Raw genomic sequence first — 26,411 nt, 5'->3', positions numbered from 1 at the left:
CAGCATTAGATGCCGCCCGATCAGAGAGGTTCCCGCTGGTCCTGGAGTCCGAGTTTGACAATCACAGCCTCGGTCAGGCGTTCACAGCGCCTGCCCGCAAAGGGGAAAGCGTCCATCAGGATAGGGCCGATCCGCTCTTCAAGTCGCGCGCGAATGAGTTTGCGCGCGCGGTGAAGCCGGGTCTTCACTGTCGCTGCAGGAATGTTCAGGAGCGCAGCGGTCTCCTCGACACCCAGTCCCTCGATAACGCGGGCAACGAACACGATGCGGAGATCCTGTGAAAGCGCATCGGTGGCCTCCTCTACGAGGCGAAGAAGCTCTCGCTGCGCCACGCCCCGCTCCGGGTCGATGGTAGAAGATGACGGGTGGAGCGCGATGATCTCCGCCTCCGGCTGGCCCGGAGGAGGACCCGAGCGCTTGAGGCGCTTGGCGGCACGCAGGCGCATGAAAGCAGTGTTTAGCGCAATGCGCGCTAGCCAGGTGGACAGTGAGGCGTCTGCGTTAAAGTCCTCAAGCTTTGCAAACGCCTGGAGATAGGTGTCCTGCAGCGCGTCCTCTGTCTCCACGTTGCTGTGTAGTACCGCACGTACGAGCCGGTAGAGCCGCTGATTGTGAAACCGGATGATCTCGCGGACGGCCTGGGCATCGCCAGCCAAGGCACGGCGGACAAGCGCCGCGTCACTATTGGCGAAGGATTGTAGCGGTGCGTTTGTTAATGCTGGCATCTGGCTTCTCCTTCAGGAAGCTTATTAGATGCTGAACCGCTTGCAAGGTTCCCCGCGGTGCTCGGCTTTCTGCCGATCGTTCTCGTTTTCTGTGTCCAAACCCGCATACGTCGTTGAAACTGCGTGATGACTGATTGGCGCTGTCCCAGCAATACTCTTCATCGCGGATGAGGACGGAGACTTTGGCGTCTTCGCGCTATGCAGCAGCCAGTCGACGGCGCGGAGAGAGGGACCGGACGCAAATCAGAGCGGACAGTATGACCGGCAGACATACAAGGTAGGCTGTTCTTATGCCAAAGTGTTCCGCCACAAAGCCCAGGAGCGGCGGAGCCAGGAAGAACACAACAAACGACATCTGGCCCAGGGCGGCCACGTTGAGATGGGAGGCTCGGTCCGTACGTTGTGCCGCCGCAGAAACGGCAAGAGGGTAGACCACGCTACAACCCCCGCCCATAAGCGCAAATCCCGCGAGTGCTATGTATTGATGTGGCGCAAGCCAGACTGCGCAAAGTCCTGCGGCCGAGACGAGGAGTAAGGTCAGTGCGATTGTCCGCGGGCCGAAGCGATCGACAAATGGATCCGCAAATATCCGTGTGATCGCCATGAAGAAAGTGAAGAGTGTAAGGCCCAGACCCCCGACGAAAGGTTCCGACTGGAAGGTGTCGCGCATATAAATTGCTGACCAGTCAATACCCGCCCCCTCCACGAGAAATGCCGCGATACCTATGACGCAGAGCGGAAGCAGTGCAACCGTAGGAAGCGCGATATGTCCCGCATCGGCATGAGTTTGCGTCGTTCGGGCGGGAGCGTTGCGCATTCCAGCGATAACGTACGTTCCGACAATCACCACAAAGCCAAATGTCAGTCCGAGGTGAACCTCCACCGGTATTCCAGCTTGACGGATCGCCGCTGAAGCGAGGGCTGTTACGAAAAAGCCAAGGCTCCAGAACCCGTGAGCGCGGTTCATCACGCCCCTGCCAAGCTGCGCCTCGATGCGGTCGATTTCGACGTTGAGATTTATCTCCAACGCTCCTGCCAGCAAGCCCTCTAAAACGAGAATACCAAATACGAGTGGCGCCATGCTCATCCATGGAACAAAGGCGAGACAGGCCGATGTTCCCAACACGGTTATAAAAGCGGTGGTGCGGGCACCGAGCCTGGCCACAATAGGGGACGAAAACGTCAGCGAAATCAATGCGCCAATAGCGGCTCCGATAAGGGTCAAACCGAGCTCGGATTTATCGACTTTAAGAGCGTCTTGAATATCGGGGAGGCGCGAAAGCATGGCGCCCATCGAGACAGCGAACAGAAAGAAGCAGACGTAGATCCGCTGCTGCGGTCCGATGTGCATGGGGTTGGCTCCGGAGATTGCGACGGTAGGAGGCTCTTTTTAAGCGAGCTTCCCGCGATCTACAACATAAACGTTTGCCTTTCAAAACTTAATGCCCGCAGCGTCCACTCACAATTAACGCGGATTCAGCGCCGCCACCTCATGGTTGTATTCGGGTCGCTAATGGTCAACTTCATCCCTGACAGAGCTGGCTATAGTATCGGTCGCGCACGCGGACGAAACCGGCCCGAATGACTCAATACTACGGCTGGGAATATGTCATGTGGACGGCAGTAGCTTGGCTGAAGATCCTTGGTCCTTGAGAAGCTTCACCGCCTCTTTATCGAATGACAGAAATGTTTCAGCTCCCAGCCATTGTCCCTCAAAAGCGATCACGCCATCTGTGAAGTCCCCGCCGGCTTCGAGAATATTCAAGCCCGCCTCGACCGTGGGGCGATTGGCAACGATATTTCGCACACCCAAAAGACGGCGGATAGCGGCAGAAATATCGGATCGGCGGACGCCATAGCGTCGATCGAGAACCCGAACGAACTCGCACAGCGCATGGACAGTGATCGCGACCAGTTCGGCCTTTTCCAGTATTTCTATTACACTTTGCTGCTGGCTTTCGTCATCGCCGACAATCAAGCGCAACAGCACGTTGGTATCCAGGCTGACTTTCACTTTCTTTCGGTCCCGCTCATGCCAACTGAAGCGCCCGCCTCGGCGGTCGCCTCGTTGATCTCATCGATCGAAAGCCGCACTCCGTTTGTTTTACTCGCAAGAAAGCCCCGCAGCTCTTGCCAAGAGCCAGTTGGCTGTTCCGCCGTGAGTTCCGCCCGTCCATCCGGCAATAAATCAAGTCTGATTTTCCCACCCGGTTGAATTCCGAGATGCTTGAGAACATCCTTCCTGAAGGTGACCTGGCCACGAGCAGTAACGGTCAATGTTGTCATATCAGAACTCCTATTTCGCTTAAATGTAATGCGGTTTTTACAATACGTTCAACCATTGGCGCGTTTTTGGTGCCTGGACGCCAAACTGAAGCGGGTGAATCTTTAGATCGTTTGTTGCCACTTTCATCGGCTCTCCGGCCATGAACCTTTTCGAAGGCAAAAATGTCCACGGACAGTTTGTCCTTGAAGACGGAGTTGCTTTGCCTTTGCCAGGTGCTCAACCCGGCCAGAGCGTGAAGCTGACTGTCGATCAGGCAAAGCTCCGCCTTTTTGATGCGACTGGAAATCGCATACCGTGACGCGGTTCGCGAGGTCGGACATCTCGCGGCCAAAGGCGGCAATCTGATCGGTGCTCTTGCATGCTTGGCCTGACGGCCCGCCCGGCCAAGATCGTCGCGCAAGCAGTCGGGCTTCTTTGAAATACTTGCCCGATACAACCATTGCCCTCCACGCCCCGCAAAGAGGGAAGTGTAAAACCGATGCCAATATTGGACGGCACAAACGCGATTCTGAGAATAGGGCGCGGGATACTGAGCACCTGCCTTAAGTTGCCGGAATTGTTCTTGTTGTTGTATACAAGATATAGTAGTATTAGCGATAATGCATGTATGGTGAGATAAGGTCATGCGTAAGATCACTTTGGCGTTGATCCTGCTAATGTCCGTGTTCGCATCAGCGGTACCTTCGGGTTCCGCGTTTTCGGCCGGACCGTGCGATCCCAACGTCCAGAAATGCTGAACGCTGAAAGTTCAGTATCCTAAGCTACATTTTTGGGGGCGGACGTGAACGACAAGGTCGTGAATGTCTGGCCGCAAGACGTCCCCGTGTCCCTCTGGAGCTATCATCTGCTCCGGCCGGAGCAGCGCGATCTATTGCCGCTGATGGGCGTCCGGCTGGAATGGGATTTCGTGTTTGCGTTTCTGTTCGGCGCAGCGTTGGTCGCAGTCTTTGCATGGCAACGGTTCCGGCAGCCAAGTTCCCAACCCGATGAATATGATTACGAAGTGGTCAAGCGACTATCACCGACGCAATTGCGCGGCGGCGATGCGATGCGCCAAGCCTACTTCTATTACGCTGGTATCCTTGTGGCGATCTATGCTGCGTTGACCTTTTTCGGCGGCCTGATCTTCAAGGCCGTGAACTACATCCCGATGGCGGGACTGGAGGTCGACATCGGACGCGACACGCTGACGAGCCCAAGCTGGCCCCTTACGCTCGCAATTGCCATGGCGGGATTTGCGCCACTGCTTAAACCCGTCGAAATCGTGGAGACCTGGCTCCGGCGACAGGTCCACGGATGGGCTGGGGTTCCGATGCAGCTCAAGGAGCGCACCCGCCGTCTGTTGCTGACCCTGGATCAGCACACCCGGTCAGCGGTGCAAAAGGCAATCCTTGCAAATGGGAATTCCCACAAACCGGGTCCGGCTAACGGGCAAAGCCACGGCGTCGCAATGGAAGAAAGGGCTGGCGAAGATCCAATCGCTCAAAAAGTGAGAAGCATTAAGCCGTGGATGCGCATTCTTCTCGAGCGTACCGGCAATTTTGCTCCGCTTATCAGGAAGTGGACCGAACTCGAAATCATGACCGAGGCGATCCGCGATCCCGGTTCCTGGCCAGATACACTTGTCCTCGACGAATTGCAGCCCCTTGCGCGCGAGCAACGCCAGGCGGCGGAGAGCGCATTGCTTGCCCTCGAAGACCTCATCGAATCCGTTTACCCGGAGGAAAGCAAGGAGAGCGTCACGACCGGATCGGCCGACCAGGAGGCTGAGAAGGAAGTGCGTGCCCGCCAACGCCGTCAGGTGGAAACGATGCTGGACGACACGGTCGCAAAAATCGACAAGTCCCGTCTTGAGCTTGCTGCCATTTTGGCCGTCTATGCCGAACGGAGCCCGTATCTCGAAGAGCCAATTGGCCTTACTGGTCAACGACGAGGCAAGGCGACCGATCTGCACCGGACGCTGAAGGCAGCGGTCAAGGAGATCACGCCAGTTGAGCGACGCTCGGAGACAGGTTTCTGGGTTTTGATTCTCCTGCCGCTGATTTTCTGCACCTATGCTCTCATGACGCGGCTTGGCCTTCACTCACCGCTTTCCGATGTCGAGCTGACCTCGATGACGGTCTTTGCCACCGCGGCCCTTGAAACGCTGCAGGTCGCGGTGATCTTCTGGCTACCGGTGCTCGCGGTGACCGCACTCCGCCAATATCTGACCGACGTTGATAGGCGTCGACACCTCGGAAATTTCCACTCCAACAGGCAATCTGCCGAGCGAATGATTTACTACATAGCGACTGCCACCGTCGTCGCAGCATGTGGTTTGACGCTTCTCGCCATGTTCTGGACGGCCTTGATTGCCGAGAACACGGATCGCTTTCTCGATTTGCTCTACACACGCAGGCAGTCAGCGTTCGCCGTTTTCATACCAAAGTGCATTTGCGCTGCTATCTTCGTGTGCTTTGTCGTGCGTGCGTCGGAGCACCGCGCCCAAGGCAGGCTCGCCGCAATCACCTACGGTGTTTTTGCCGCGTCAATAACTGCGGTAGTGGTGCTCGCACTTAGTCTTGCGTGGCTTTCCGGATGCCTGACGGATGTCGCCTGCACGCCATACCAGACGCTGAAAACTATCCACTTCAATCCCGAGAGATCGGTGCTCTACCGTTTTTATAATCTCACCGATCTGATCGTCTACTTTACTGTAGTCTTCGTCGCGGTCACCAATGCCGCCTGGCCCGCGTCCAGGCAGGTAACTGAGAGCAACCCTGCACATCAAAGGACGCGAGAACGATTAGGACTGGTCCGCACGGCCGCGTCGTTCCTATCTGTCGTGACCGTTACGCTCATGCTGGCGGCCTTGAGCAGCAGCGCATTTGCCCAAGAGACCGGGCGTCAATTGCCAATGACAGAGCCGACGACCGTGAGGGCCGGATTTCGTGCCGACGCCGAGCCCTTTTCGTACAAGGCAGGTCCGCTCAGCACGCAGCGCCACCGAGGCTATGTTGCCGATCTTTGTTACAGCATCTTTGCCAACTCCCCTTATCACCTCGAGGAAGTGGAGGTGACTGCGACCAACCGGTTCGACAGCTTTCGAACGAACACGCCCAGAGAGAAGACACAGATCGACATTCTCTGCGACCCGACTACGTTGCGATTTTGGAGAAACAACGAGACCATAGATGGCTACTTCTCGCCGATCGTGTTTGTCACAGGCGTTTCCTACCTGGTTCGTCGCGTATCTGGATCCCGCGCCGGCACTGATTTCGCCTACGTCGAGAACACAACGGCCGAGCAGGTTGCCGTGCGTGCGTGCGAGGTCGATCTCTTTGGTGTCAACTCGTCTGTGGGCCAATCGAAAGACTGCACGAAGCGCATAGGTGATTGCTCAAATTCAACCGGTATCACATGGAAGACGCCCCCGGTCAGGCTTTGCTACTTTGAGACATACAATGCGCTCACGGAATGGTTCTGCACCCAGCAGCTAGGACGCCAGCAGGTCTACTTTGGCGACCGGGAAATCATCCAGGCGAAATTCGATTCATGGCGGACTGCCAGGGACTGCCATGAGCAGGATGTCGAGCGGTTTGCGGCGTTCTACACATACGAGCCCTATGCCCTGCTGGTTTCTCGCGATCGGCCCGAACTCGCCCGCTTCGTGCAGCGACGTGTCTATGATTTCTTCTCGCACCGGTCAAAAGCAATCGGCCTGTTCACGACATATTTTCCTGATGTCCAGATGTCGCCGATGATGGCGAACCTGATGCTTCTGAACGGTATCGATGAGCCAATGTATGACACGGTTCCGAGCTATCTCTTTGACCAGAAGTCCGGTGTGGAGCCTCCGTCGGCGCGCTGACGAGACAAGGTATGCAGGTTCGTATCGCCGGTTGGGTCGATGACAAATTGGTATGAAACTTTGGTTGCCTCTTGGGGAGTTTTTGCAAGGCGGGGAGGGAAGGGAGATGGCATTATCTCGAATCGTGTCCGACGTTCTGCGGTCTGCTGCGCCTACACTTTTGACAGCGCTCGCAATCCCGCCGCCCTTCAACCTCATTGCGGCGGCGGTGGCATCAACCGCGCTTCGCCAGTTTTCGCCAGGCGGCCAGACTGCGTCGGCCGTGACACCCTCCGGTTCCGTTTCGACCGGAGCAGCTGCTGCCAAAGTGCTCACACCCGAGGATGTCGTCAGGATCGTTGAGCAGAACTCAACCAGCCCGCAGTTGTTGCTGTCTCTTACACAGGCTGAAAATGATCTCAGGAAGTATGAGCTCGATACGGGTTTGAAGTTTGCCGAGCTTGCGATCAAGGATCGTGCGCGAGCCGGGGATTTCCAGTCTAGCGCCAACATTGCGCCTCTCGTTTTCAAGGCGGGCATGTGGCTCGTTGGGATTGCCATCTTTGGCATGCTTGTCATGGTTGGCGCGCTTGTTCTTTTGGCCTCCGGTTATTTCAAACTCGACACCAACAGCCAATTTTCTGTCGCGGCCTTCGGCCTCATCGGCACTGTCGTCGGCTTCATCAACGGCATCGCCGGCACCGTTGTCAGCTTTTACTGGGGCAGCAGTCAGGGCTCAAAAGAAAAGTCGGATGCGATGGTCGCGTCCATGATCGACCTTGCCGAAGCCCGCAGCGTACCAACCTATTCGCCACCGCCCGTTCCCCCTCCTTCGATCCCTGCCACCCAGCCGGTTGTTGCTGCTGATCCGACAATTGCAGGGCCGGTATCGACTGGCGTGACGCCCGCCCGGATCACTCTGTTGGCGGAACTGTTCAAAGAGCTGACGACGCCGCACAAGGTGTACCCCGAAAGCGTTGACTGGTGCCTGACGGCGACGGGGATTTCGATTGAAGGAGCCGCAGCCGTCGGAAGTGCAGGCAAGCCCGCCACGGTGCGAGACATCTGGTCGAAATACGGCGAACTGTGCATCCGATCCGCCAAGCAATATGGTGTCCCGATCGAATTGATCGTTGCCACGATCGCTACAGAGAGCAGCGGCAAGCCCGACGTTCGGCGAGCTGAACCCAAGATCAGAGACGAGAGTGTCGGGCTCATGCAGACCCTCGTTGGGACCGCTAGGGATGCTTTGGGGCGGCAGAGTATCAATGGCGACGATCTCTTGGATCCTGCACTCTCAATCAACGCGGGCACCGCCTACATCGCCAAGCAACGTGGCAATACCCATTTTGATGCACCCCTCGTCGCAGCCGCCTACAATGCAGGTTCCCTTCGCAAGGATGCCGCCGAAGCCAATCGATGGCGGCTGCTTTGCTACCCGACCGGCACAGGCAATCACATCGACAAGTTTGTTACATGGTTTGCGGATGCCATGCGGGTTAGCGCAGACGAGAACTGGGCACGATCACCGGATATTCCAAGCCTTGCAGCACTTTTTGGTCAAGCGAGTGGCCAGCCGCGTACGGTGCAACCAGTCCCAAGCGCGGCGACCGACGCAGCAGCCCTGACCGGCGACAAGCAGATTCAGCAGATGCTCTCGGATCTTGGGTACCTCGATCCGCCGCCGGACGGTGATTTTGGACCGGTCTCCAAATGGGCGTTGGCCGTCTACTGCGCCAGGAACGGAATTGCCTATGACGGAGGACCCATTCCGACAGGCATTCAAACTGCCCTTGGTGACCCTGCACGTGCCTTGCCACCTCTCCCGAGAACTGAGGCATGGCTGGACCGCGTGATCGACTTCATGGCGTCCAGAAAATATTGGATCTGCAGATATCCGGATTGCAAGAACATCGTCTATCTCGAAGGTACCAGCATTGATGGAACGTTAAACGCAAACGCTCCCAACGCCTTCAACGATGTACGTCTCGTATTCTGGATCGACAATAGAGGAAGCCTGAAGGCCAAGGCTTGGGAGGCGACGTCGGAGCCTGGTCGATTCTGGACCTTGAATCCGATGGATGACAGAGGTGCGGCTCGCATCGCATTTGGTCAGTACAAAGCCTGGCGGGTGGGCACCCATAGGGCCGGCACACCAAGCGCACACGAGGCGCTCGTGCAGGTCGATCCGTTGCGGGTCTATCGAGACCTCAACAAGGACTACCTAAGGCAGGGTGACAAGATCTACGAAGGCCTCTTTGGTATCAATCAGCATTGGGGCTACGATAACGATCAACTGGATCTGGGGAAATCGAGCGCGGGCTGCCTGGTCGGAAGGAGCACCGACGGCCATCGTGAATTCATGAAATTACTTAAGGCCGATCCACGTTATATAGCGAGCAATGGATATCGCTTTATGACCACGGTCATGGATGGAAGGGAAGTTCTGGGTTGAACTGACCTGCAGATGGTAGCTGATGACAGTCAGCTAGCGATACGATCGGCAGCGAACAGAAAACGAGGAATTGGCTGGCAGCGTTGACCGATAGCCAATGGTCCCTTCCACTTTCCAGTGAATTCTTCGCCTACACCATGTTTGGAAAGGAAAAGCGGCCGATATATTGGATGCTGTGAACTACAATGAAGGTTGCTCCGGACTCTGGCGCAGTCGATTGCGGGTACTTACTTTTCGCGTTAATCGATTTGCTGCTTGATCGGAACCCGTTCAAGGGGTACTTTACGTAAAGTAGGAAGCCGTTACAGCATCTTATAGTTGAAAGTGCCAGCATGCCTTCTCCGGCGGTCGCACTCTGCGGCGCTGCGGGCGAATTGGTTTTTCCTTTTTTATTTTATTGGCGGGCGGCGCGGGCTGGGAATGCCGTATCGCAGGAGGGGCGACCAAGAGGGCAGGTCAGAACAGCAGTTTAAGAATAGCCAGGTATCCCGCTTGTTGAGCGGGAGGGGAGCGTTTGCGCCGTTGGTGTAATGCGAGCCGCCTAGAGTTAATGAGAGAGAATCTCATGAAAACGCCCGCTGTGCCTGATTGTCAGGTGAAAGTCTTCGTTCTCAGCGACGTACTTCTCTATAGGGAAGGTCTCTCGCGTCAGCTCGAAAAGGACCGCCGAGTCCACCTGGTCGGCGCCGGTCCCCCAACCCCCGAACTTGTCTCGACGCTTGAATTCGCTCGCACCGACGTCATCATCATGGACCTCTCCATGCATGACAGCCTTGGCATCGTGCGGTCCCTTCGCGAACGTCGGCCCGAGGTTCGGGTCGTTGCCTTTGCAGTCTCGGACCTCAGGGAAGATATCGTGGCATGCGCCAGGGCCGGTATTTGCGGCTACATCCCAAGGGACGGCACGATCGAAGATATCATCATGACTGCTCTGCATGCGGCGCGCGGAGAACTCTATTGCTCTCCGAAGTTCGCAGCTTTTCTCCTGGAACAAGTGGCACGGGCCGCCCCCGCACCATCGCAGCACCCACTGGCTGGACGGCTGACGGTTCGTGAATGCGAGATCGTCAGCCTCATGCAGCGCGGCCTCTCGAACAAGGAGATTGGTCGCGGACTGGGTATTAGCGACGCGACAGTGAAGAACCACGTTCACAACATACTGGAAAAGCTTTCCGTGCGCCGTCGTTCGCAGGTGCCTGCTTTATTGAGCGGCCAGCCTCCGGCCACGGACGGGGACCACTCTTCGATCTAGACCACCAGATCCATTGCTGAGACACGAACACCAACGCCCCGTCCTCAAACGGGGCGTTTTCGTGAGCGCTCCGTCAGGGTCTCTCTCGAGTTCACATAGCCCATTTGGTCCAGATCGCGGTTCATCATGCCCTGCTGAACGCCTAGCCGGTTCGGCGTTGCTCGGTGGACCAATCGAACCGGCCCAACGAACGCCCTGGACGATCCATTCACAGTGCGCGCTGTCGCCGCCTATCCTTGCCAGATGTTCAAGCGGGCCTGCGGCTCAAAATAGAAGTGGCACCTAGCGTGAAACCCGTTCGCATCCTCATGTACGACGTACCGGACATCATGGCGGGTATCGTCAAGGGCATTCTGCCCGTCGAACCCCTATGCGAGATCGTCGAGCGCAGGGCCGACCAGGTGTCGCTCGAAGCCGGTGTGACGGAAGAAATCCCTGACATGGTGATTGTGATCAATGAGGAGCACGATAACGCGCCCTCACGCTTCGAGCGGCTGCTGATCAGTCAGCCGACGATGCGTGTGCTGGCAATCACACCACATCAGGGCATGGCATTTGTCCACTGGCTGCAGCCTTATGTGAAAGACATCAGTCCTCTGTCTTCGGCCGCCATGCGCACTGCACTATTGCAGGCGCAGGGCCGCATTGGCATGGAGGCGTAACGATGGCGGACGCATCGGGGATCGGTTTCGTCAGCCAGAGCCTGCAGAACCTGTTGCGCTCCGTGATCACCGATGTCGGTCCGTTCGCCGGCACGCAGATCGACCTCAGATCGCCGAAGGAAATCCGTCGCGCCGGCGTGCAGCAAAGCATAGTCTCACTCTGGCTCTATCAGGTCAGCCGGGTCGAGGACCTGGTCAACGCGCCACCCGTGCGTGTCGCGCCTGGTATCATGCAGCGGCCGCTACCGCTCAATCTCACCTACCTCGTTACGCCTCTAGCGCGCGATACACTTACCGAGCAGCGTCTGTTGGGGCTGGCGATGCAGGCTATGCACGACCACGCGCTGCTTACCGCGGATTTTCTGGTGCCGCAGTTGATAGACAGCGGCTTGCATTCCCTGTCGCTGCACCTCGAACCACACACGCTCGAGGAACTGACGCGTATCTGGCACGCGCTGCAGGAGCCCTACGAGCTATCCGCGACCTACGTCGTTCAATATGTGCCCATCGTCTCACGCCGCGAGGTGGTTGAAGGACCGCCTGTCCTCGTCAAGACCGATCGCTACACCGCGATCGAAACGGTTCGGTGAGGGTAGCGATGGACGCTCAAGTTCTCAGCAACGGCCATGTCTATGACGTCATCAGCGAGCGCTCAGCGGTCTGGCAGGTGATGGCACATGGTGCGGTAATTGACGATTGCGCGGACGAGCCGCTGCCGGTTGCCGCGCCGTTTGTGGTCACCGTCAATGAACCTCTCTTGCGCGCGTCGTCAAATGTTGGGCACTTCGCCTTGGCCGGCGATCCCGATGTTGCGCTTGTCGACCACACTATCCCGTACGCACTGGATGTCGGCATAACGTCCGTTGGTTTTCATGATCTGGACGTAACCGTCAACGTTCCTGCTTTGCCGGTTTTTCCGGTGGAGATGACAGACACCGCTCTGCGTCGTCTGCCGGTTTCGCTGTCCGGTCGCGTTATCGAGCTCGCCACCGGCAATCCCGTTTCCGGTGCACGCATCGAACTTGCCGGCCCAACCCTTGCCAATCCACAGCGCGCAATCCTGCTTTCCTCGCCGCTGGCGCGGTCGCTTGGCGCGGCCGCCTCGATACGCGGCAGGACTGTCAGTCCCGTAGCCTCGGCGGTTCCGATAAAGGCCGCCAAGGAGGAGACGCCCGCCGGCTCTGTCGAGATCTTGCTCGACGATCGTCAGAACCTTGCTGCAAATCAGCTACTGCGGTTCGGGCCGGAACATCGGGCACATTTTGCTCAGATCCAGTCGGTTTCTCCAAGCCCGGCAAACCTTGCACTGCCAGGTACGGTGACGCTCACTGCGCCGCTTGCGCGCGGCGTGCGCATGGACGATCCGGCGGCTCCCTTCACGCTTGGTGCCCCCGCAGGGGTAAACGCAACCCCCGTCGGCCAGGCATATGCCGGTGAGGCGGTGCTGGTGCTTGATGCGGCGCCGACGGGCGACGTTCTCGCCATCACCGACGCCGCTGAGCCGCCCGCATTCCACGGACAGGGCGTGGTCTGCGACCCTATTGGCCGTTACCTGATCCAGGGCATTAGTCGCCTGCGCAGGCCCGTCCTTCGCGCAAGTGCCGCTGGCTTCAGTGCACTTACTCGAACCGTGCCGATGCGGTGGAGCGAGCCTTTATCCACACTCGACTGGAGGATGGCACCATGACACGCGCCCCCTCCTTTGAAGGAGCCAGCCCATGCCCGAGTATCTAGCGCCAGGCGTTTTCCTCGAGGAAGTTGATCTGAAGCCGCCTTCCATTGAGGGCGTCTCCACAAGCACGACCGGTGTGGTTGGCTACACGACCCGCGGCCCGACCATCGGCAGGCCAGTGCTGGTCACCAACATGCTGCAGTTTCGGCAGAGCTTCGGTCGTCCGATGCTCACCGCAGATCCAGCTGTCCTCGGCAAGGAGGAGTTGTTCCTGGCGGCGGAGGGCTTTTTCGCCAACGGTGGACGCCGCCTTTATGTCTCGCGTGTCGTCGGGGCCGGTGCTGTCAAAGCGGCCTCGCAGACCGCTGGCGGTATGATCACGCGGCTCGCGCCGGGATCGGATGCCCTGGTCGGCCAAAACATCATAAAGCCAGCAACGTTGCGCGGTCTTGCACAGGGCAAGGAGATCCGCCTGCAGATGGTGGAGGACGGCGTAACCTACGATTCGAACGTGCTGCAAGTTGCGGCTGGCGGCATCAACCGAGCAACAGGCGAGGTGACGCTGGACAATAACATAACGATCACGCCAGCCGGCAAGGCTTCGTTTATGACGAGGTCGACCGCGGTAATCACCCGCATCAACAATTTGAACAATTCGCAAGCAACTGAAGGCGCGCCGCTGCCAGCCAGCATCCTGTTCACCGCCGCAGATGCCGGCGCCTGGGGAAGCGAAGTCGTCGTGCAGGCAGGGCACACAGACGGGGCTCGTGGCGAATACGATGCAAACCTCGGTGCCAATCGCATCCGACTTAAATCCGCCTCCGGTTTTTATCCGAAGGCCTGGGTCGAGATTGATCGCGGCAACGGGGCAACCGCGAAGCTCTTCCGTCAGGTCGTCTCGGTCAGCGGCAACATCGTTGAACTGGACGGAGCAGTCCTTGCAGCGAATGCTCTCAATCCGGTCGGCGGCGCGACCAGCACGATCTTCACGGTCTGCGAGTTTTCGCTGACAGTTGCCTATGATGCCCTGCAGGAAAGCTATCGTGGTCTGACGTTGGAAAACGTCATGGGCAAATTCGTCACCGACGTGGTGAATTCGCGCTCCCGGCTGATCCACATCGACGCTGTGCCCGGCACCACAAACCCCTTCTTCTTTCCTTCAGGTGCCAATGGTCTTTCGCTGACAGTGACGACGCCCGGCGTTGATGCGCCACCAGCCGCTATCAACATCATCGGGCAGGATCTTGGACCTGGTAAGCGCAGCGGCCTCAAGTCTCTCGAGGAAGTGGAGGACATCTCCATTATCGCCGTACCGGGCTGGGGCGAACAAGCGGTGCAGGAGGCGCTCATCGAGCAATGCGAGCGGTTGAAATACCGAGTTGCGCTTCTCGATCCTTTGGTCAGCGGCGGAAACCCGCCAAGCTTGAACGACATTCAGTCACAGCGACGGCAATTCGACAGCAAGTATGCCGCTATCTACTACCCGCGGCTTATCGTGCGTGATGCGGCCGGAAACCGTCGCGCTATCGGCCCTAGCGGTCACATGGCCGGGCTTTGCGCCCGCGTCGACAATGAGCGCGGTGTCTGGAAGGCGCCCGGCAACGAGACTGTCCGCAATATTCTGGATCTCGAAGCCATCGTCACCAAGGGCGAGCATGAGGTGCTCAACCCGCAGCCCAACAACATCAACGTCTTCCGTGACTTCCGCAACGAGGGTCGGGGCCTGCGCATCTACGGCGCGCGCTGCATTACCTCGGCAAGCGACTGGAAATATCTATCCGTTCGCCGCCTTTTCATTTTCATCGAACGCTCGCTCGAGATCGGCACGCAATGGGCCGTGCTGGAGCCGAACGACCAGCGGCTTTGGTCGAAACTGAAGGACAGCGTCGATTCTTTCCTGGGCGGCCTTTGGCGTGAAGGTGCCCTGTTCGGAGAGAAGAGGGAAGACTCCTATTACATCAATTGCGGTTTCGACACGATGAGCTTGGACGACATCGATAATGGCAGGCTGATCATGGAGATAGGGCTATGCCCCGTCAAACCTGCCGAATTTGTCATCATCCGCATTGGCCAGTGGGCCGGCGGTTCCTTCACCGAAGAGGTGTGATAGCCCAGGAGGCCACCCATGGCTGAGCGAGAAAGACCCGATCCATTTCGCGGCTACAATTTCCGCGTCGAGATCGATGGCGTGACGGGTGCGGCGTTCCGCGAATGCAGCGGCCTGACATTCGAGACCGACCCGGTCGAATACCGGGAAGGCGACGAGAAGAACCTGCACGTCCGCAAGATGTTCGGGCTGCGCAAATTCACAAACATTCAGCTGAAGCGCGGCATTACCACCGATGGGCAGCTCTACGACTGGTACAAGGAGGTGCTGAACGGCGGCGCCAGATTGCGCGACGGCGCAGTCGTTCTGACCGATGAACTTCAGACCGACAAGCTGCGCTGGAGCTTCAAGAACGGCTTCATCACCAAATGGGAGGGCCCGGGCTTTAACGCGACCTCAAACGATATCGCCGTCGAGATGATCGAAATCGCCGTCGACCGTGTCGAAATGACGGTTACGGGATAAGCGGCCATGGCACTCCATTATGCACCCGGCGTCTATGTCGAGCACCCCCGTCCACAGGAAGGGCTTGCTGCCGTGCGCATGGACGTCGCTGGTTTTGTTGGTATTGCCGAGAGGGGGCCGGTCGACAAGGCCGTTGCCCTCGACGGCTGGCCGGCCTTTCTCGACATCTTTGGCAATTTTCTGCCGAACGCTTACCTCGCTTATTCTGTGCGAGCCTTCTTCGAGAATGGTGGACAAAGGTGCCATGTCGTGAGGGTGGCTGCCAGCGAAGTGCGCACTGCCCTTGATCTTGATCCGACGGTCATTCAGCCAGCGGACAATTCGTCTTCGTTTGTCTTGTCTACAGCAAGCATTTCGCCGGGAGCTCTGGTTGTCGCCGACCAAGCGGTCACGACCACGGCTGCGGGCGTGCAACCGACAGACAGGGGCTCGACCATTGTTGCCGACATCGGTGGCTTCGCCGCACACCGTTTGGTGGTCATACGTCAGCCCGGGAAGAGACCATGCTTTGCGCAACCAGTGTTCATCAACGCCGGTGGCAACGAAATCCGTTGGCGCGAACCATTGGATGCCCTTGTCGACATCGCGCAACCGTTTACGCTTTTCTCCCAGCATCGCTGCTCCCGCCTCGTTCAGTCTCTCTCAGCAGATCAGATCGTCTGGAACGCAGCCCTCGATCCGGCCTTCGATCAGACCAAGGCGATCAATTTTGCGGCCGGGGCCGGCGCTTCAAACGGCACGATCTATGACGAGGATGCTCTGCCGCTCATCTCGATCGAAGCATTTAATCCTGGCCAATGGGGCGACGGCCTTTCCGTATCCGTGCGTCACTCGCGTGGTCTGGAAGCCCGCTCACGCCTGTGCCTTGAACCAGACAAACCCCATTGGCTTTCTGTCGAGGCCGTTACGGGATTTGCCAAGGGCTCGATCGTTGAAATCATTCAGGTAGGTGCTCCACTTGTTCGTCGCCGTATTGCTGCGGTCGACGTGAAGACGCGTCGGCTTTTCTGGGATACGGATCTGGCTGCGCCATTCGACCTTGTCGCGGCTGCCAACGGCACAAACCCGATCCGGGTGCGTCGTCACGTCACCTCCTTGTCGGTGCGACTGAAAGGGAAGCTCGCCGAGACGTTTGGTGATCTCGACCTGCCGACGCTTGCTGATCCTGATGCTTCGCTGGTCAACGAGCAATCGAAGCTTATCCGTATTTCCCGTCTGGGCGGGTCGGACTATGCGCAACCGGATCCAACACTGCCCCTGCAGCCAAATGGCCTGTGCACTCTGTCTGGAGGACGCGACGGGATTGCCATGCTCTCGCACGATGCCATTGTCGGAGACCTTTCGCTGGAAACGCGGCGCGGTGTCCGCGTGTTCGAGACTGTGGACGAGCCGGCCACCCTTGCGGTGCCCGATTTCATGATCGAGCCGATGCCGGCTCTGATGACAGCGCCTCCACCAAAGGAGGAAACCGACCCCTGCTGCCTCTGCCCAGCGTTGCCCGCTCCTCCCGTTGCCCCGCCGCCGATGATCGAGGCGACCCCTAGTTTTTCGTTGGACGACGTTCTGGCGATGCAATCGACGCTCGTAGCGCATTGCGAGACGCGTGGTGACCGCATCGCACTGATCGACGTGCCGCGTTGGCGCGATCGGCCGGATCCCTATGATGTTGATGCAACCATGGCCTGGCGGCAGCGTTTCGACAGCTCCTATGCAGCACTCTATTTCCCCTGGATCGAACTGACTGACCCGCTCACCCTGCCGAACGGCGCGCCTCGCGAAGTGCCGCCCTCGGGTCATGCAGCGGGCTGCATTGCGAGAACAGATTCTGTCCGGGGAACCCAGGCCGCGCCTGCGAACATGCCGCTGCAATGGCTTTCGAGCCTGCCCCATTCGATCGACTCAGCTGCGCAGGAAGGGTTGAACCCGGCCGGCATCAACTGCATCCGATCGTTCCTGGGGCGCGGCATCCGCATTTATGGTGCTCGGACCCTTTCGAGTGATCCGCAATGGCGCTTCCTGAACGTCCCCCGGTTGATCATCCGGCTGAAGCGGGCATTGAACCGGGGCATGCAATGGGCAGTGTTCGAGCCTCAGAACAACATCTTCTATGACGCCGTGTTTGCTCAGGTGGAAGGTTTTCTCGAAACCGAATGGGATGAACGTCGGTTGTCGGGCCGCACCGCTGACGAGGCATTTTATGTTCGCCAGATCGTTGATCGGGCGGCTTACGACCGCGGCGAGTTCATCCTGGAAATTGGCGTCGCACCGGTCATCCCCGCTGAGTTCGTCGTGCTCAGGCTATCGCGCACCGAGGACCGCCTCGAGATCGTCGAGGACACGGAAAAGCAAGGGGAGGATGCATGATGGCTCGTTCACGTCCCGACCCCGTTCTCGGTTTCAATTTTTCGGTTTCGCTGGTCGAAACGGCAAGTGCCGGCGCCACCATCCAGGCGACCCTGGGCGTCGCCCCGCGCCAGGCCGGCTTCAGCGAGTGCAGTGGCCTTGAGGTGACGCTCCAGCCAGAGACATATGCCGAGGGTGGCAACAATGGTGCCATGCTGAAGTTCACGGGCCGTGCCACCTGGACGAACATTCGCCTGAAGCGCGGAATCGTGACAACCGCGGATCTGTGGCAGTGGCACTACGACTACCTTGAAGGCCACGGCAAGCGACGCGACGGCGTCATCACGCTTCAGGACGAGCGCGGCAAGGCGGTTAGGAGCTGGCGGTTCAAGCGCGGACTGCCAGTGCGTTGGGTCGGCCCGTCGCTCAATGCAATTCAGTCGCAGGTCGCGGTCGAAGAGATCGAGATTGCCCATGAGGGAATCCGCGCCACCGGTGCGGGTGGAGGAAATCTGGTTTCGGCAGTCTCGAACCTGTTTTCGTGACATCCCTTTATCGTCAGGAGAAGCGCGATGGACGTGCATGTCGAAGAGGTCAACACCAAGGTCACATTGTTCGACATCGACCGGATGCAGGCCGACATCGTGCGTACCGTGATGTTGCGCATTGACGACGAACAGCGTCTGCGGCACCGGCGCGAGGAAGAGACACGTCTGCGCCGTACAGCCTATGACCGCCCGGATGGAGTTGCGTAAGATGAGCTGGCTCGCGAAGGCACAAATCCAGCGGATGCACGCCGACGGTATCGGCATCGGTGATGCCCTGGAGGTGCTCTACAATCCCACCGAATACACACTCGCCAAGTCCAATCAGATCGCCGAAATAGCCATACCTGGGCTCGACCAGCCGTTGCTGCAGTTCGTACGCGGCCAGACCGAGACAATGACCGTCGATCTGTTTTTCGATTCAACAGATAACGGGACTGGCGCTGACGCTAAGTCGGTGACCGAAAAGACCGACCCCTTCTACAAGCTCATCAAGATCGAGGCGGAAACACACGCGCCGCCGATCGTCCTCTTCACCTGGGGCGGTGATGCGTTTCCGGGTCATGGGACGGATCCTGCACAAGCCAGCCAGGCGCGAAGCGGTTTCAAAGGGGTCATCGAGAGCGTTCGCCAGCGCTACACCATGTTCTCCTCGCTCGGCCTGCCATTGCGTGCCGTGCTGTCGCTGGTGCTCAAGGAGTACAAGACGTTACCCGAGCAGCTTGCCGAACTCGGGCTTTTGTCGCCCGATCGTACCAAGGCACACGCGGTGCAATCAGGGCAAACAATCACACGCATTGCCGAACTCACGAGCGGTAGCGGCGCAGACTGGCGCCGTATTGCTGAACACAATGGTATCGAGAACCCGTTCGATCTCGTCCCCGGGCAAATTCTCGAAGTTCCGGCCCTCTAGGAGAGATCATGAACGCCGCCGCCAAAATCATACCGCTGCAACAGGAGACACAGCCCTTCTATGTGCCTGCCTTCGAATTGCACGTGAAGGGCAGCAAGGTCCCGGTACGCGATGTGATCGAACTTCGCTACGAGGACGGTATCGAAAGGATTGATGGCTTCACCCTGACCGTCAACAACTGGAATACCGTCACGCAAAAGCCGCTCTATTACGGCCACGAGGCGGATCCCGGCATCTTTGCCCCGGGCAACGAAATCAGGCTTTTCATGGGCTATCAGGGTGACTTGCGCCTGATGATGACGGGCATGATCACCTCCATCGACGTGCAGTTTCCTGAAGCTGGCTCGTCGCGGATCGTGGTCAGCGGGCTGAACGTGCTCGAGCGCCTTCGAACCAAGCAATACACCTGGTCATGGCCGGACGACGGAAACGAAGGCGGCGTCCGCGACAGCGAAATCGCACAGTGGCTCCAGTTTCCCGCCGATGAGAAGGCCGGGCGACCCGGGTTGGGCATCGAGGTCCAGATCGACAAGAATGCAGCAGCCAAGGAACCCTTGCTGCCGCACATATTCATGAACAACCAGTTCCCTATCATCTTTCTGATGGAACGTGCCCGTCGCTGCGGTTACGAGGTGCTGGTGGGCGAGGAGGAGTTGCCCGGCAGTACGCCGAAGAACCCGAAGATCAACCGCTTCCTTTATTTCGGTCCGACCGTTTCCTTGCGCAATGTCACCTATGAACTGGAATGGGGCAAGTCGCTAGTCTCCTTCCATCCAACCTTCGCCAGTGCGCAACAGATATTTGCTGCGCGGGTCTGCGGCTGGGACCGCACTGCAAAGAAGCGCATCGAGGAGCGCCGGACGCTGGACGATCTGCTGGCAGAGGCCGGTAAATCAGGAAAGCCTGTTCTTCCCAATGCCGACCATGTTCCGGTGGCCCGTGCCGCCAACCGTGAGGAGGTCATTACCGACCCGCCCGCGCGCACGGTCGAGGAAGCCAGGAAACGTGCCGACGAGGTGTTGATCAAGATGATTGGTCGCATGGTCGAGGCAACGGGAACCACAGTCGGTTTGCCGGACCTGCGGGCAGGGAAATCCGTTTCGATCAAGCGAACCGGTGTCCAGTTTGACGGTCTCTACACCGTTCTGTCCTCCACCCACAGTTTCGATTCCTCCGGCTACCGAACGAGCTTTTCCGCCAGGCGGGTCGAGCCGCCGACCGACAAGAGAAAGGCAACACCATGAGCCGCAACAACGGAATGATGGTCGGCGTCGTCAAGAGCGTGGAGGACCCGAGTGGCCAGGGCCGCATCAAGGTCGACATTGCGACGCTAACCGGCCGCAGCCGCACCGCCTGGGCGCCAGTCGCTTCACTCATGGCTGGCGGAGGTCGTGGTGCCTGGTTCATGCCCGAACTGGAGGACGAGGTCATTGTCGCATATCTCGGCGGTGATCCCGAGCAGCCGATCATTGTTGGAGCCACCTGGAACGGCAAGGACGCTCCACCATCGACGCATCCGCGTGAGCGCATGATCCGTTCGTTCAACGGCCACACCATACGCCTGATCGACGAGGAACGGGGGCCGAACGGCTTCGGTGCCGTCGTCATTGAAGACGCCAACGGTAACACGATCACGCTTTCCAACGGCAAGATCCACCTGAAGGGTGTTGCACTGGTCGAGATCGAGGCGCCGATGATTTCGCTGGCGGGGCCGGGTTGGCGTCGCAACGTTTCGCCCACGAATACGCCGATCTGAGGGGAAACAGCGATGCGACGCGAGATTCCGGTTTCGGTTAACCTCCAGCAGCTTTTCGAGCTACCCGACTGTGAGGCACTGGCGCTGCCCAAGCCGCAGCCGCTGAAGGTGCGATTGCCCAACGGCGGAACCTTCACCGCCATCGCAGACCTGTCCAAGGGCATTCCCAACGATTGCTCGCTCAGCGCCAATCTGCTGTTGCAGATTTCGCCGTTTCTGGCGTCGATCGAGTGCCTGCTGAAAGTGCTTGGCGTCATCAAGCCCCTGGCAACGCTTATCCAGGCACTTGTGCCTCCGAACCCGATCAAGGCCGCAGAGGCGTTGCCGGATTTTCTCAAGGCCGTGGATGGCCTGAAAGACTGCCTGCTGATGATCGTGCCTGGCGGTCGGATATTCGCCTTCCTGAAGGACCTGTTGCTGCTCATCATCAAGTTGATCAAGTGCCTCGTAGGTCAGCTGAAGACGATCCTGGCGATCATGCAAGGAATTGAGCTCAAGATCGCTGACGCCGAGGCACTCGGAAATACAGAGCTGGTAAGGGCGCTGGGCTGTGCCAAGAAGAACGCTCAGCGTTCGGCCGAGCATTCCCAACAGGCGATGGAGCCGGTCATCAATGTCATCGGTCTCGTGGGCCCCTTTCTGGAAATCGCGGGTATCGAACTGAAAATTCCCGCTATCGGAAGTGCCGAGGACAGTGCCGCTCTCTCGGAGACCATCCAGAGCCTCGAGGATGTGGTTACCAACATCGAGACAATACTGGAGACGTTGCCATGAGCGGTCTCCTTAACCAGTCACGTGCGTTTCTTGGCAGTGGATTCGGGTTTCCGCTCATGGTCAATGCGCGCGGCGGCTTCAGCTGGACAAGCGGCGAAACCAATGTCCAGCGCTCCATCTGGATCATCCTGTCAACTGCACGTGGGGAAATGCAGATGAATCCGCGGTTCGGTTGCGGCATTCACGAGTATGTCTTTACCGACAATACCCCGGCCAACCGCGCATCAATAGCCCATCAAGTGCGCATGGCGCTGTTGGAATGGGAAAAGCGCATTGACCTGACAGATGTGCGTGTCGTGGAAGGGGAGAGCCCGTCGACGCTTCTAATCGAGATCGATTACAGGCTGAAGGCGAACCACGCCCTCGGCAGCCTCGTCTATCCCTTCTACATTGGCGAACTGCGGGGTGAATGACCATGCCGCTTGCCGCACCCGAACTGGACGATCGCCGCTTCGCCGACCTCGTAGCCGAGATCCGCACGCTGATCCCGCGCTACGCGCCGGAATGGACGGACCACAACGACAGTGACCCAGGCATGGCGATTGCCAAGCTGTTTGCCTGGTCTACCGAGCTTACCCTTTGGCGGCTGAACCAGGTGCCGGAGCGCGCGTACATCAAGTTTCTGCAGATGGTTGGCGTCGAGCGCCGAGCGGCCTCCGCCAGTCGCACCGAGATCAGCTTCGCTCCGGCGCGAACGGACGTTGCGGAGATTTTCGTGCCACAGGGCACTCAGGTTGCCGCGCCCGCAGATGCCGAAGGTCCGATCATCTTCGAGACGATCCGCCCGCTGACCGTCCTCGGCGCGACGCTCGCCGCCGTACAGTCCTTCGACGGCTTTGGCTATTCCGTCGACACGACCAAGGCAGCGACGGGTGGGCAGTGGTTTTATCCGTTCGGCGCCAACACACGTGATGGCGCTGCATTGATGCTGGGTTTCGCATCCCAGGTCGCTTTGACCGCGGGTACGATCGAGCTGGCGATCAAAGTGGCCAAGGACACCAAGGCACCCGCGCCTCTTGCGTGCGAAGGACCGACGGAAGGACTGGCTGCGATACCCGCACCCGCGAACCTCACCTGGGAATACTGGGACCTCGTTCGCTGGCAGCCACTTGTGTTGCTGCGGGACGAGACGCAATGCCTTTTGAAGGATGGGCATATCATGCTGCGCGGTCCAGGGGCGGCCTGCCGTCTTGCCAAGCTCGGCGATGTGACCGCGCCCCTTTACTGGCTGCGCTGCCGTCTCGAGGCGCCGAACTACGAGCGGGCGCCCCGGCTCGACGCCGTGCTGATCAACACAGTACCCGCAATGCAGGCGGCAACAAACCGCGATGAAATCGTTGGTGCGAGCAATGGCCGTCCTGATCAGAGCTTCTCGCTGGCCAGCCGGCCGGTCCTGCCGACCATTGAAGACGAATGGGTCGACGGCGCTTATGGCGCGCGCGTGCAGATAAAGAGCCTCACGCTTGAAATCGACGAAGGCCAGGGCTTTGCCGCATGGCAGGAAGTGGACGACTTCTACGCGTCCGGTCCCTCTGACCCGCACTACCTGCTCAACCGCAACCTTGGTGCAATCCAGTTTGGCGACGGTGTTCACGGGCGCATCCCGCTTGCCTACGAGCCGCCGGGTCTCGGCGGCAACATTGTTGCGCGGCATTATCTGACCGGAGGCGGCCGTCGCGGCATGCTTGCTGCAGCCACAGTGAGTGAGATCCAGACGTTCTTGCCCGGCATTGAAAGCGCCACCAATCCGTTTCCGGCTGAGGGCGGGAGCGAGGAGGAAAGCGTCGCCGCGACCAAGTTGCGGGCGGCCGCCGAGATCAAGAGCAACTGCCGCGCGGTTACCTGCGAGGACTTCGAGGTTCGTGCTCTGGAAGCCGGTGTCATGCGTGCCAAGGCCTTGCCGCTTACCCATCCGCGCTATCCCGGGGCAAAAATTCCAGGCGCCGTCACAGTCATTGTCGTGCCTGATGGCGACCAGGCAAACCCTATGCCCAATTCCACGACGCTCGCTACCGTTTGCGCCCATCTCGACAAGTACCGTCTGATGACCACCGAGGTGCATGTCCGCGCCCCCGTTTACAGGCTGATCCGCGTCGGTGCAGATGTGCTGGCGGCTAGAAACGCTGACTTTGCAGATGTGCGACGCAATCTCGAAACCCGGCTCAATGGTTTCCTGCATCCGTTGACCGGGGGGCCGGATGGGCTCGGCTGGCCATTTGGCGGGACAGTATTCTTCTCTGACATCTACCGGCTGATTCTTGAAACGCTCGGTGTGCTGCGTATCGCAGACGGACAGCTCACGATGAGCGTCGATGGCGATGCCGCCCCCTTCTGCCGGGACATTCCGCTCTGTCCCGGCGAGCTCGTCTATGCCGAGGGTCACGATCTCAACATTCTCGCTGCACAGGATGGAGGTCGCTGATGGGCAAGCCCGCTCCCGCCTTCCGAATGGACGCCACGGCAGGTTGGCGTGCCTCCGTCATGGCGCACATTTCGGGCGCAGGTGGCGCTCTTGAACTCGCCAAGATCCCGGCAAGCGTCGTCCCACTCGGTTCCCCCTCGGGCAGCTTCGGTGGCCTGTCGACGCCGGTTACCATTGCTCTCGGAAAGGCAGGCGAAATATACCTGCTCGACCGGCGAACCGGCACTATCCTCATCTACGACGCATGCTCGGAGACGTTTGTGCCTGCTGCCTGCCTGCCAGGGACTGGTGGCACCGCGGTCCCCGAGCGTGATCCGGCAGGACTTCTCGTCGACTGCCGTGGCGATCTTCTTGTCCTCGACGCCGGCAACCGCAAAGTAGAGATCTGGTCTTCTGCCGATTGGCGCCTGCGTGGAGCCATCGGCCCATTCGCCTGGCTCGAGGAACGACTTGTTCGCATCAAGCCGAAGCCCGAACTCGACCCGCTGACCGGTGTCCCTACCGGCGCGTCGATATTCCCGGAGCAGGCCTGGGCGCCAGCCGGCATGGTCTTGTTGCCGGATGGGCGCATAGCCATCAGCGATCGACAGAACAATCTCATCCACCTGTTCGGAGCGCGATTCAGCCACCTCACATCCTTCGATGGAGCAACAGACGGTCAGGCCGGCCTTGCAGCGCCAACAGTGATGGCAGCCGATCGGCACGGCTTTATATACGTGGTGGAGGACGGCGAGGCAGCCGTTGCCGTCATCGACAAGGCGGGCCACATCGAGCAACGTGTGGCGGTGGTCGATGCCGTCGCCTCGCGGTTTGAGCGGCCAGCACTCGCCGTTGATGAGGATGGCACGATCTGGATATCCGATCGCGTGTCTGGCGACGTCTGCCGTGTTCGCCGGTCCTGCGCCGGCCAGTGCCTGCCGGCCGAGCGCGTGCGGCTCACTCCCGCAGAGTGCGCACTACTGGCGTTTGATGCCTCCGGAAATGCCATCTTCGGCGATACGCGTAGCCCCTGCCTGATGCGCAACGACGCCACACGCTACGAAATCTCGGGCGCCTATACGAGCCTTACTCTCGATTCCGGCCTCACGGGCTGCGTGTGGGATAGGGTCGAGATCGATGCATCGACCCCCTTCGGTACGCGGCTGTCGATTGCCACGGCCACGAGCCATTTCGACCTCATGCCGGCCGAAGTCGATGCTCTGAGCGACGATCAGTGGACATTTACGCCGGTGTCCGGGCACAGCAAGGGCTACTTTGAATGCTCGGTTCGCAGCCGCCCCGGACGGTTTCTTTGGCTACGCCTTACTTTCGAAGGTGACGGAGCAGCCACGCCGACAGTGAGTTCTGCAACTCTGCGCTGGCCGCGACAGACTTCTGCGCAACACCTGCCGGCTGTCTTCTCCGAAGGGCCGGAAAGTGCCGATTTCTTCGCCCGATTCATCGAGATCTTCGATCGGGCCCGTGCAGGTGCACTCGATCCACTGGAAAGATTGCCTGCCTATTTCGACCCATTGGCTACCCCTACGGCCGAGCGCGGCGAGCAGGGGGCTGACTTCCTGGATTGGCTGGGCGGCTGGATCGGACTAGCCCTCGACCGCAACTGGACCGTCGAGCGTCGTCGCAGGCTGGTGGCCGAAGCACCAACCCTTTTCAGGATCCGCGGAACCGTCAAGGGGTTGAAGCGTCACGTCGCGCTTTACACCGGCACGGAGCCGCAGGCGGTCGAGCACTTCCGTCTGCGCCGCTGGCTTTCGCTGGACGAAGGAAGGCTTGGCGATACCGCAGCGCTTTGGGGACCGGAGATCGTACGCCGCCTGCAGCTCGACGCCTATTCCGAAATCGGCAGATTCCAGTTGATCGATGGTGGCGACCCGCTGACAGACCCATTCGACGCCTTCGCGCATCGCGCGACGCTTTACGTGCCAGCTGGCGATGGTTTCGCAGACGCGGACCTTGCTGCACTCGAAGCGATCATCGAGCTGGCCAAGCCTGCCCATGTCGAGATCGACGTGCGACTGATGCGGCCACGCTTCGTCATCGGCTGCGATCTTGTGCTTGGCATCAACACTGTGCTCGGCCGCCACACCATGCCTGCGCGCATCGATGAAGCCATCCTGGGTGAGGAAATCTTGCTGGAACGGCCGCCCCGGCCGTTCGCGCTGAACGCTGGCCTGCGCATCGGCCGCGACACCATTCTGGAGTGA

23 protein-coding genes are annotated in these 26,411 nt (G+C 59.3%); 18 read left to right on the top strand and 5 right to left on the bottom strand.

Annotated elements, in window-relative coordinates; translation table 11 throughout:
• Positions 1-20 precede the first annotated feature (20 nt).
• From JNB88_RS13500 to JNB88_RS34790, 5 genes are all read right to left on the bottom strand, one after another.
• Entirely contained in the window at positions 21-725 is a 705-nt protein-coding gene (locus JNB88_RS13500; RefSeq protein ID WP_220355891.1) for an RNA polymerase sigma factor, read from the bottom strand.
• A gap of 196 nt (positions 726-921) precedes the next feature.
• Positions 922-2,076, bottom strand: a complete 1,155-nt coding sequence (locus tag JNB88_RS13495) for an MFS transporter (RefSeq protein WP_220355890.1) — start codon at positions 2,074-2,076, stop codon at positions 922-924.
• Positions 2,077-2,334: 258 nt separating this feature from the next.
• Positions 2,335-2,739, bottom strand: a complete 405-nt coding sequence (locus JNB88_RS13490) for a type II toxin-antitoxin system VapC family toxin (protein ID WP_220355889.1) — start codon at positions 2,737-2,739, stop codon at positions 2,335-2,337.
• Entirely contained in the window at positions 2,736-3,011 is a 276-nt protein-coding gene (locus JNB88_RS13485; protein ID WP_220355888.1) for an AbrB/MazE/SpoVT family DNA-binding domain-containing protein, read from the bottom strand. The genes JNB88_RS13490 and JNB88_RS13485 overlap by 4 nt, the downstream gene beginning before the upstream one ends.
• Positions 3,008-3,412 carry a hypothetical protein gene (locus JNB88_RS34790; protein WP_476705529.1) on the bottom strand — a complete coding sequence of 135 codons (405 nt, stop codon included), beginning with the start codon at positions 3,410-3,412 and terminating at the stop codon, positions 3,008-3,010. The genes JNB88_RS13485 and JNB88_RS34790 overlap by 4 nt, the downstream gene beginning before the upstream one ends.
• Before the next feature lie 381 nt (positions 3,413-3,793).
• On the opposite strand from JNB88_RS34790, the gene JNB88_RS13475 reads away from it, so the two are divergent.
• The 18 genes from JNB88_RS13475 (at position 3,794) to JNB88_RS13390 (ending at position 26,411) form a co-directional block, all read left to right on the top strand.
• Complete coding sequence (locus JNB88_RS13475) at positions 3,794-6,862, top strand: type 2 periplasmic-binding domain-containing protein (protein ID WP_220355886.1); 3,069 nt, start codon at positions 3,794-3,796, stop codon at positions 6,860-6,862.
• Between the two features lie 106 nt (positions 6,863-6,968).
• Positions 6,969-9,296 carry a peptidoglycan-binding protein gene (locus tag JNB88_RS13470; protein WP_220355885.1) on the top strand — a complete coding sequence of 776 codons (2,328 nt, stop codon included), beginning with the start codon at positions 6,969-6,971 and terminating at the stop codon, positions 9,294-9,296.
• A gap of 565 nt (positions 9,297-9,861) precedes the next feature.
• Positions 9,862-10,548, top strand: a complete 687-nt coding sequence (locus tag JNB88_RS13465; RefSeq protein ID WP_220355884.1) for a LuxR C-terminal-related transcriptional regulator — start codon at positions 9,862-9,864, stop codon at positions 10,546-10,548.
• A gap of 287 nt (positions 10,549-10,835) precedes the next feature.
• Entirely contained in the window at positions 10,836-11,210 is a 375-nt protein-coding gene (locus JNB88_RS13460; RefSeq protein ID WP_220355883.1) for a hypothetical protein, read from the top strand.
• A gap of 2 nt (positions 11,211-11,212) precedes the next feature.
• Positions 11,213-11,800 (top strand): Pvc16 family protein, encoded by a 588-nt coding sequence (locus JNB88_RS13455; RefSeq protein ID WP_220355882.1) that lies wholly within the window; start codon positions 11,213-11,215, stop codon positions 11,798-11,800.
• 8 nt (positions 11,801-11,808) lie between these two features.
• A complete protein-coding gene (locus JNB88_RS13450; RefSeq protein ID WP_220355881.1) occupies positions 11,809-12,897 on the top strand; it encodes a hypothetical protein in 1,089 nt (362 codons plus the stop codon).
• Positions 12,898-12,928: 31 nt separating this feature from the next.
• On the top strand, positions 12,929-14,989 hold the full coding sequence (locus JNB88_RS13445; RefSeq protein ID WP_220355880.1) for a phage tail sheath subtilisin-like domain-containing protein: 2,061 nt from the start codon (positions 12,929-12,931) through the stop codon (positions 14,987-14,989).
• Positions 14,990-15,007: 18 nt separating this feature from the next.
• The gene (locus JNB88_RS13440; protein WP_037123514.1) at positions 15,008-15,454 is read left to right on the top strand and encodes a phage tail protein; all 447 of its coding nucleotides are present in this window, start codon (positions 15,008-15,010) and stop codon (positions 15,452-15,454) included.
• A 6-nt stretch (positions 15,455-15,460) separates the two neighbouring features.
• Complete coding sequence (locus JNB88_RS13435) at positions 15,461-17,818, top strand: phage tail sheath subtilisin-like domain-containing protein (RefSeq protein WP_220355879.1); 2,358 nt, start codon at positions 15,461-15,463, stop codon at positions 17,816-17,818.
• On the top strand, positions 17,815-18,342 hold the full coding sequence (locus tag JNB88_RS13430; protein WP_220355878.1) for a phage tail protein: 528 nt from the start codon (positions 17,815-17,817) through the stop codon (positions 18,340-18,342). The genes JNB88_RS13435 and JNB88_RS13430 overlap by 4 nt, the downstream gene beginning before the upstream one ends.
• A 27-nt stretch (positions 18,343-18,369) precedes the next feature.
• Positions 18,370-18,552, top strand: coding sequence for a hypothetical protein (locus tag JNB88_RS13425; RefSeq protein ID WP_220355877.1), 183 nt, complete (start codon positions 18,370-18,372; stop codon positions 18,550-18,552).
• A gap of 1 nt (position 18,553) precedes the next feature.
• Complete coding sequence (locus JNB88_RS13420) at positions 18,554-19,255, top strand: CIS tube protein (RefSeq protein WP_220355876.1); 702 nt, start codon at positions 18,554-18,556, stop codon at positions 19,253-19,255.
• Between the two features lie 8 nt (positions 19,256-19,263).
• Positions 19,264-20,499, top strand: a complete 1,236-nt coding sequence (locus tag JNB88_RS13415) for a phage late control D family protein (protein WP_220355875.1) — start codon at positions 19,264-19,266, stop codon at positions 20,497-20,499.
• A complete protein-coding gene (locus JNB88_RS13410) occupies positions 20,496-21,011 on the top strand; it encodes a phage baseplate assembly protein V (protein WP_220355874.1) in 516 nt (171 codons plus the stop codon). The genes JNB88_RS13415 and JNB88_RS13410 overlap by 4 nt, the downstream gene beginning before the upstream one ends.
• Positions 21,012-21,023: 12 nt before the next feature.
• Positions 21,024-21,785, top strand: a complete 762-nt coding sequence (locus tag JNB88_RS13405; RefSeq protein ID WP_220355873.1) for a hypothetical protein — start codon at positions 21,024-21,026, stop codon at positions 21,783-21,785.
• The gene (locus JNB88_RS13400; RefSeq protein ID WP_220355872.1) at positions 21,782-22,198 is read left to right on the top strand and encodes a GPW/gp25 family protein; all 417 of its coding nucleotides are present in this window, start codon (positions 21,782-21,784) and stop codon (positions 22,196-22,198) included. Before JNB88_RS13405 ends, JNB88_RS13400 begins: the two co-directional genes overlap by 4 nt.
• Before the next feature lie 2 nt (positions 22,199-22,200).
• Complete coding sequence (locus JNB88_RS13395; protein ID WP_220355871.1) at positions 22,201-24,207, top strand: putative baseplate assembly protein; 2,007 nt, start codon at positions 22,201-22,203, stop codon at positions 24,205-24,207.
• A complete protein-coding gene (locus JNB88_RS13390; protein WP_220355870.1) occupies positions 24,207-26,411 on the top strand; it encodes a phage tail protein in 2,205 nt (734 codons plus the stop codon). The genes JNB88_RS13395 and JNB88_RS13390 overlap by 1 nt, the downstream gene beginning before the upstream one ends.

Origin of the sequence: Rhizobium cauense (genome assembly GCF_019511525.1) — a bacterium.
In the GTDB taxonomy this organism is placed as follows: domain Bacteria; phylum Pseudomonadota; class Alphaproteobacteria; order Rhizobiales; family Rhizobiaceae; genus Rhizobium; species Rhizobium cauense.
Note: the sequence above shows the minus strand (reverse complement) of the source record. Positions and strands in the feature narration are given on the sequence as shown.

Bases quoted from the DNA above. Each gene is read 5' to 3' on its own strand.
- JNB88_RS13500 (WP_220355891.1), bottom strand. From the start codon at position 725: ATGCCAGCATTAACAAACGCACCGCTACAATCCTTCGCCAATAGTGAC.
- JNB88_RS13495 (WP_220355890.1), bottom strand. From the start codon at position 2,076: ATGCACATCGGACCGCAGCAGCGGATCTACGTCTGCTTCTTTCTGTTC.
- JNB88_RS13485 (WP_220355888.1), bottom strand. From the start codon at position 3,011: ATGACAACATTGACCGTTACTGCTCGTGGCCAGGTCACCTTCAGGAAG.
- JNB88_RS13470 (WP_220355885.1), top strand. From the start codon at position 6,969: ATGGCATTATCTCGAATCGTGTCCGACGTTCTGCGGTCTGCTGCGCCT.
- JNB88_RS13465 (WP_220355884.1), top strand. From the start codon at position 9,862: ATGAAAACGCCCGCTGTGCCTGATTGTCAGGTGAAAGTCTTCGTTCTC.
- JNB88_RS13455 (WP_220355882.1), top strand. From the start codon at position 11,213: ATGGCGGACGCATCGGGGATCGGTTTCGTCAGCCAGAGCCTGCAGAAC.
- JNB88_RS13450 (WP_220355881.1), top strand. From the start codon at position 11,809: ATGGACGCTCAAGTTCTCAGCAACGGCCATGTCTATGACGTCATCAGC.
- JNB88_RS13445 (WP_220355880.1), top strand. From the start codon at position 12,929: ATGCCCGAGTATCTAGCGCCAGGCGTTTTCCTCGAGGAAGTTGATCTG.
- JNB88_RS13440 (WP_037123514.1), top strand. From the start codon at position 15,008: ATGGCTGAGCGAGAAAGACCCGATCCATTTCGCGGCTACAATTTCCGC.
- JNB88_RS13435 (WP_220355879.1), top strand. From the start codon at position 15,461: ATGGCACTCCATTATGCACCCGGCGTCTATGTCGAGCACCCCCGTCCA.
- JNB88_RS13430 (WP_220355878.1), top strand. From the start codon at position 17,815: ATGATGGCTCGTTCACGTCCCGACCCCGTTCTCGGTTTCAATTTTTCG.
- JNB88_RS13425 (WP_220355877.1), top strand. From the start codon at position 18,370: ATGGACGTGCATGTCGAAGAGGTCAACACCAAGGTCACATTGTTCGAC.
- JNB88_RS13420 (WP_220355876.1), top strand. From the start codon at position 18,554: ATGAGCTGGCTCGCGAAGGCACAAATCCAGCGGATGCACGCCGACGGT.
- JNB88_RS13415 (WP_220355875.1), top strand. From the start codon at position 19,264: ATGAACGCCGCCGCCAAAATCATACCGCTGCAACAGGAGACACAGCCC.
- JNB88_RS13410 (WP_220355874.1), top strand. From the start codon at position 20,496: ATGAGCCGCAACAACGGAATGATGGTCGGCGTCGTCAAGAGCGTGGAG.
- JNB88_RS13405 (WP_220355873.1), top strand. From the start codon at position 21,024: ATGCGACGCGAGATTCCGGTTTCGGTTAACCTCCAGCAGCTTTTCGAG.
- JNB88_RS13400 (WP_220355872.1), top strand. From the start codon at position 21,782: ATGAGCGGTCTCCTTAACCAGTCACGTGCGTTTCTTGGCAGTGGATTC.
- JNB88_RS13395 (WP_220355871.1), top strand. From the start codon at position 22,201: ATGCCGCTTGCCGCACCCGAACTGGACGATCGCCGCTTCGCCGACCTC.
- JNB88_RS13390 (WP_220355870.1), top strand. From the start codon at position 24,207: ATGGGCAAGCCCGCTCCCGCCTTCCGAATGGACGCCACGGCAGGTTGG.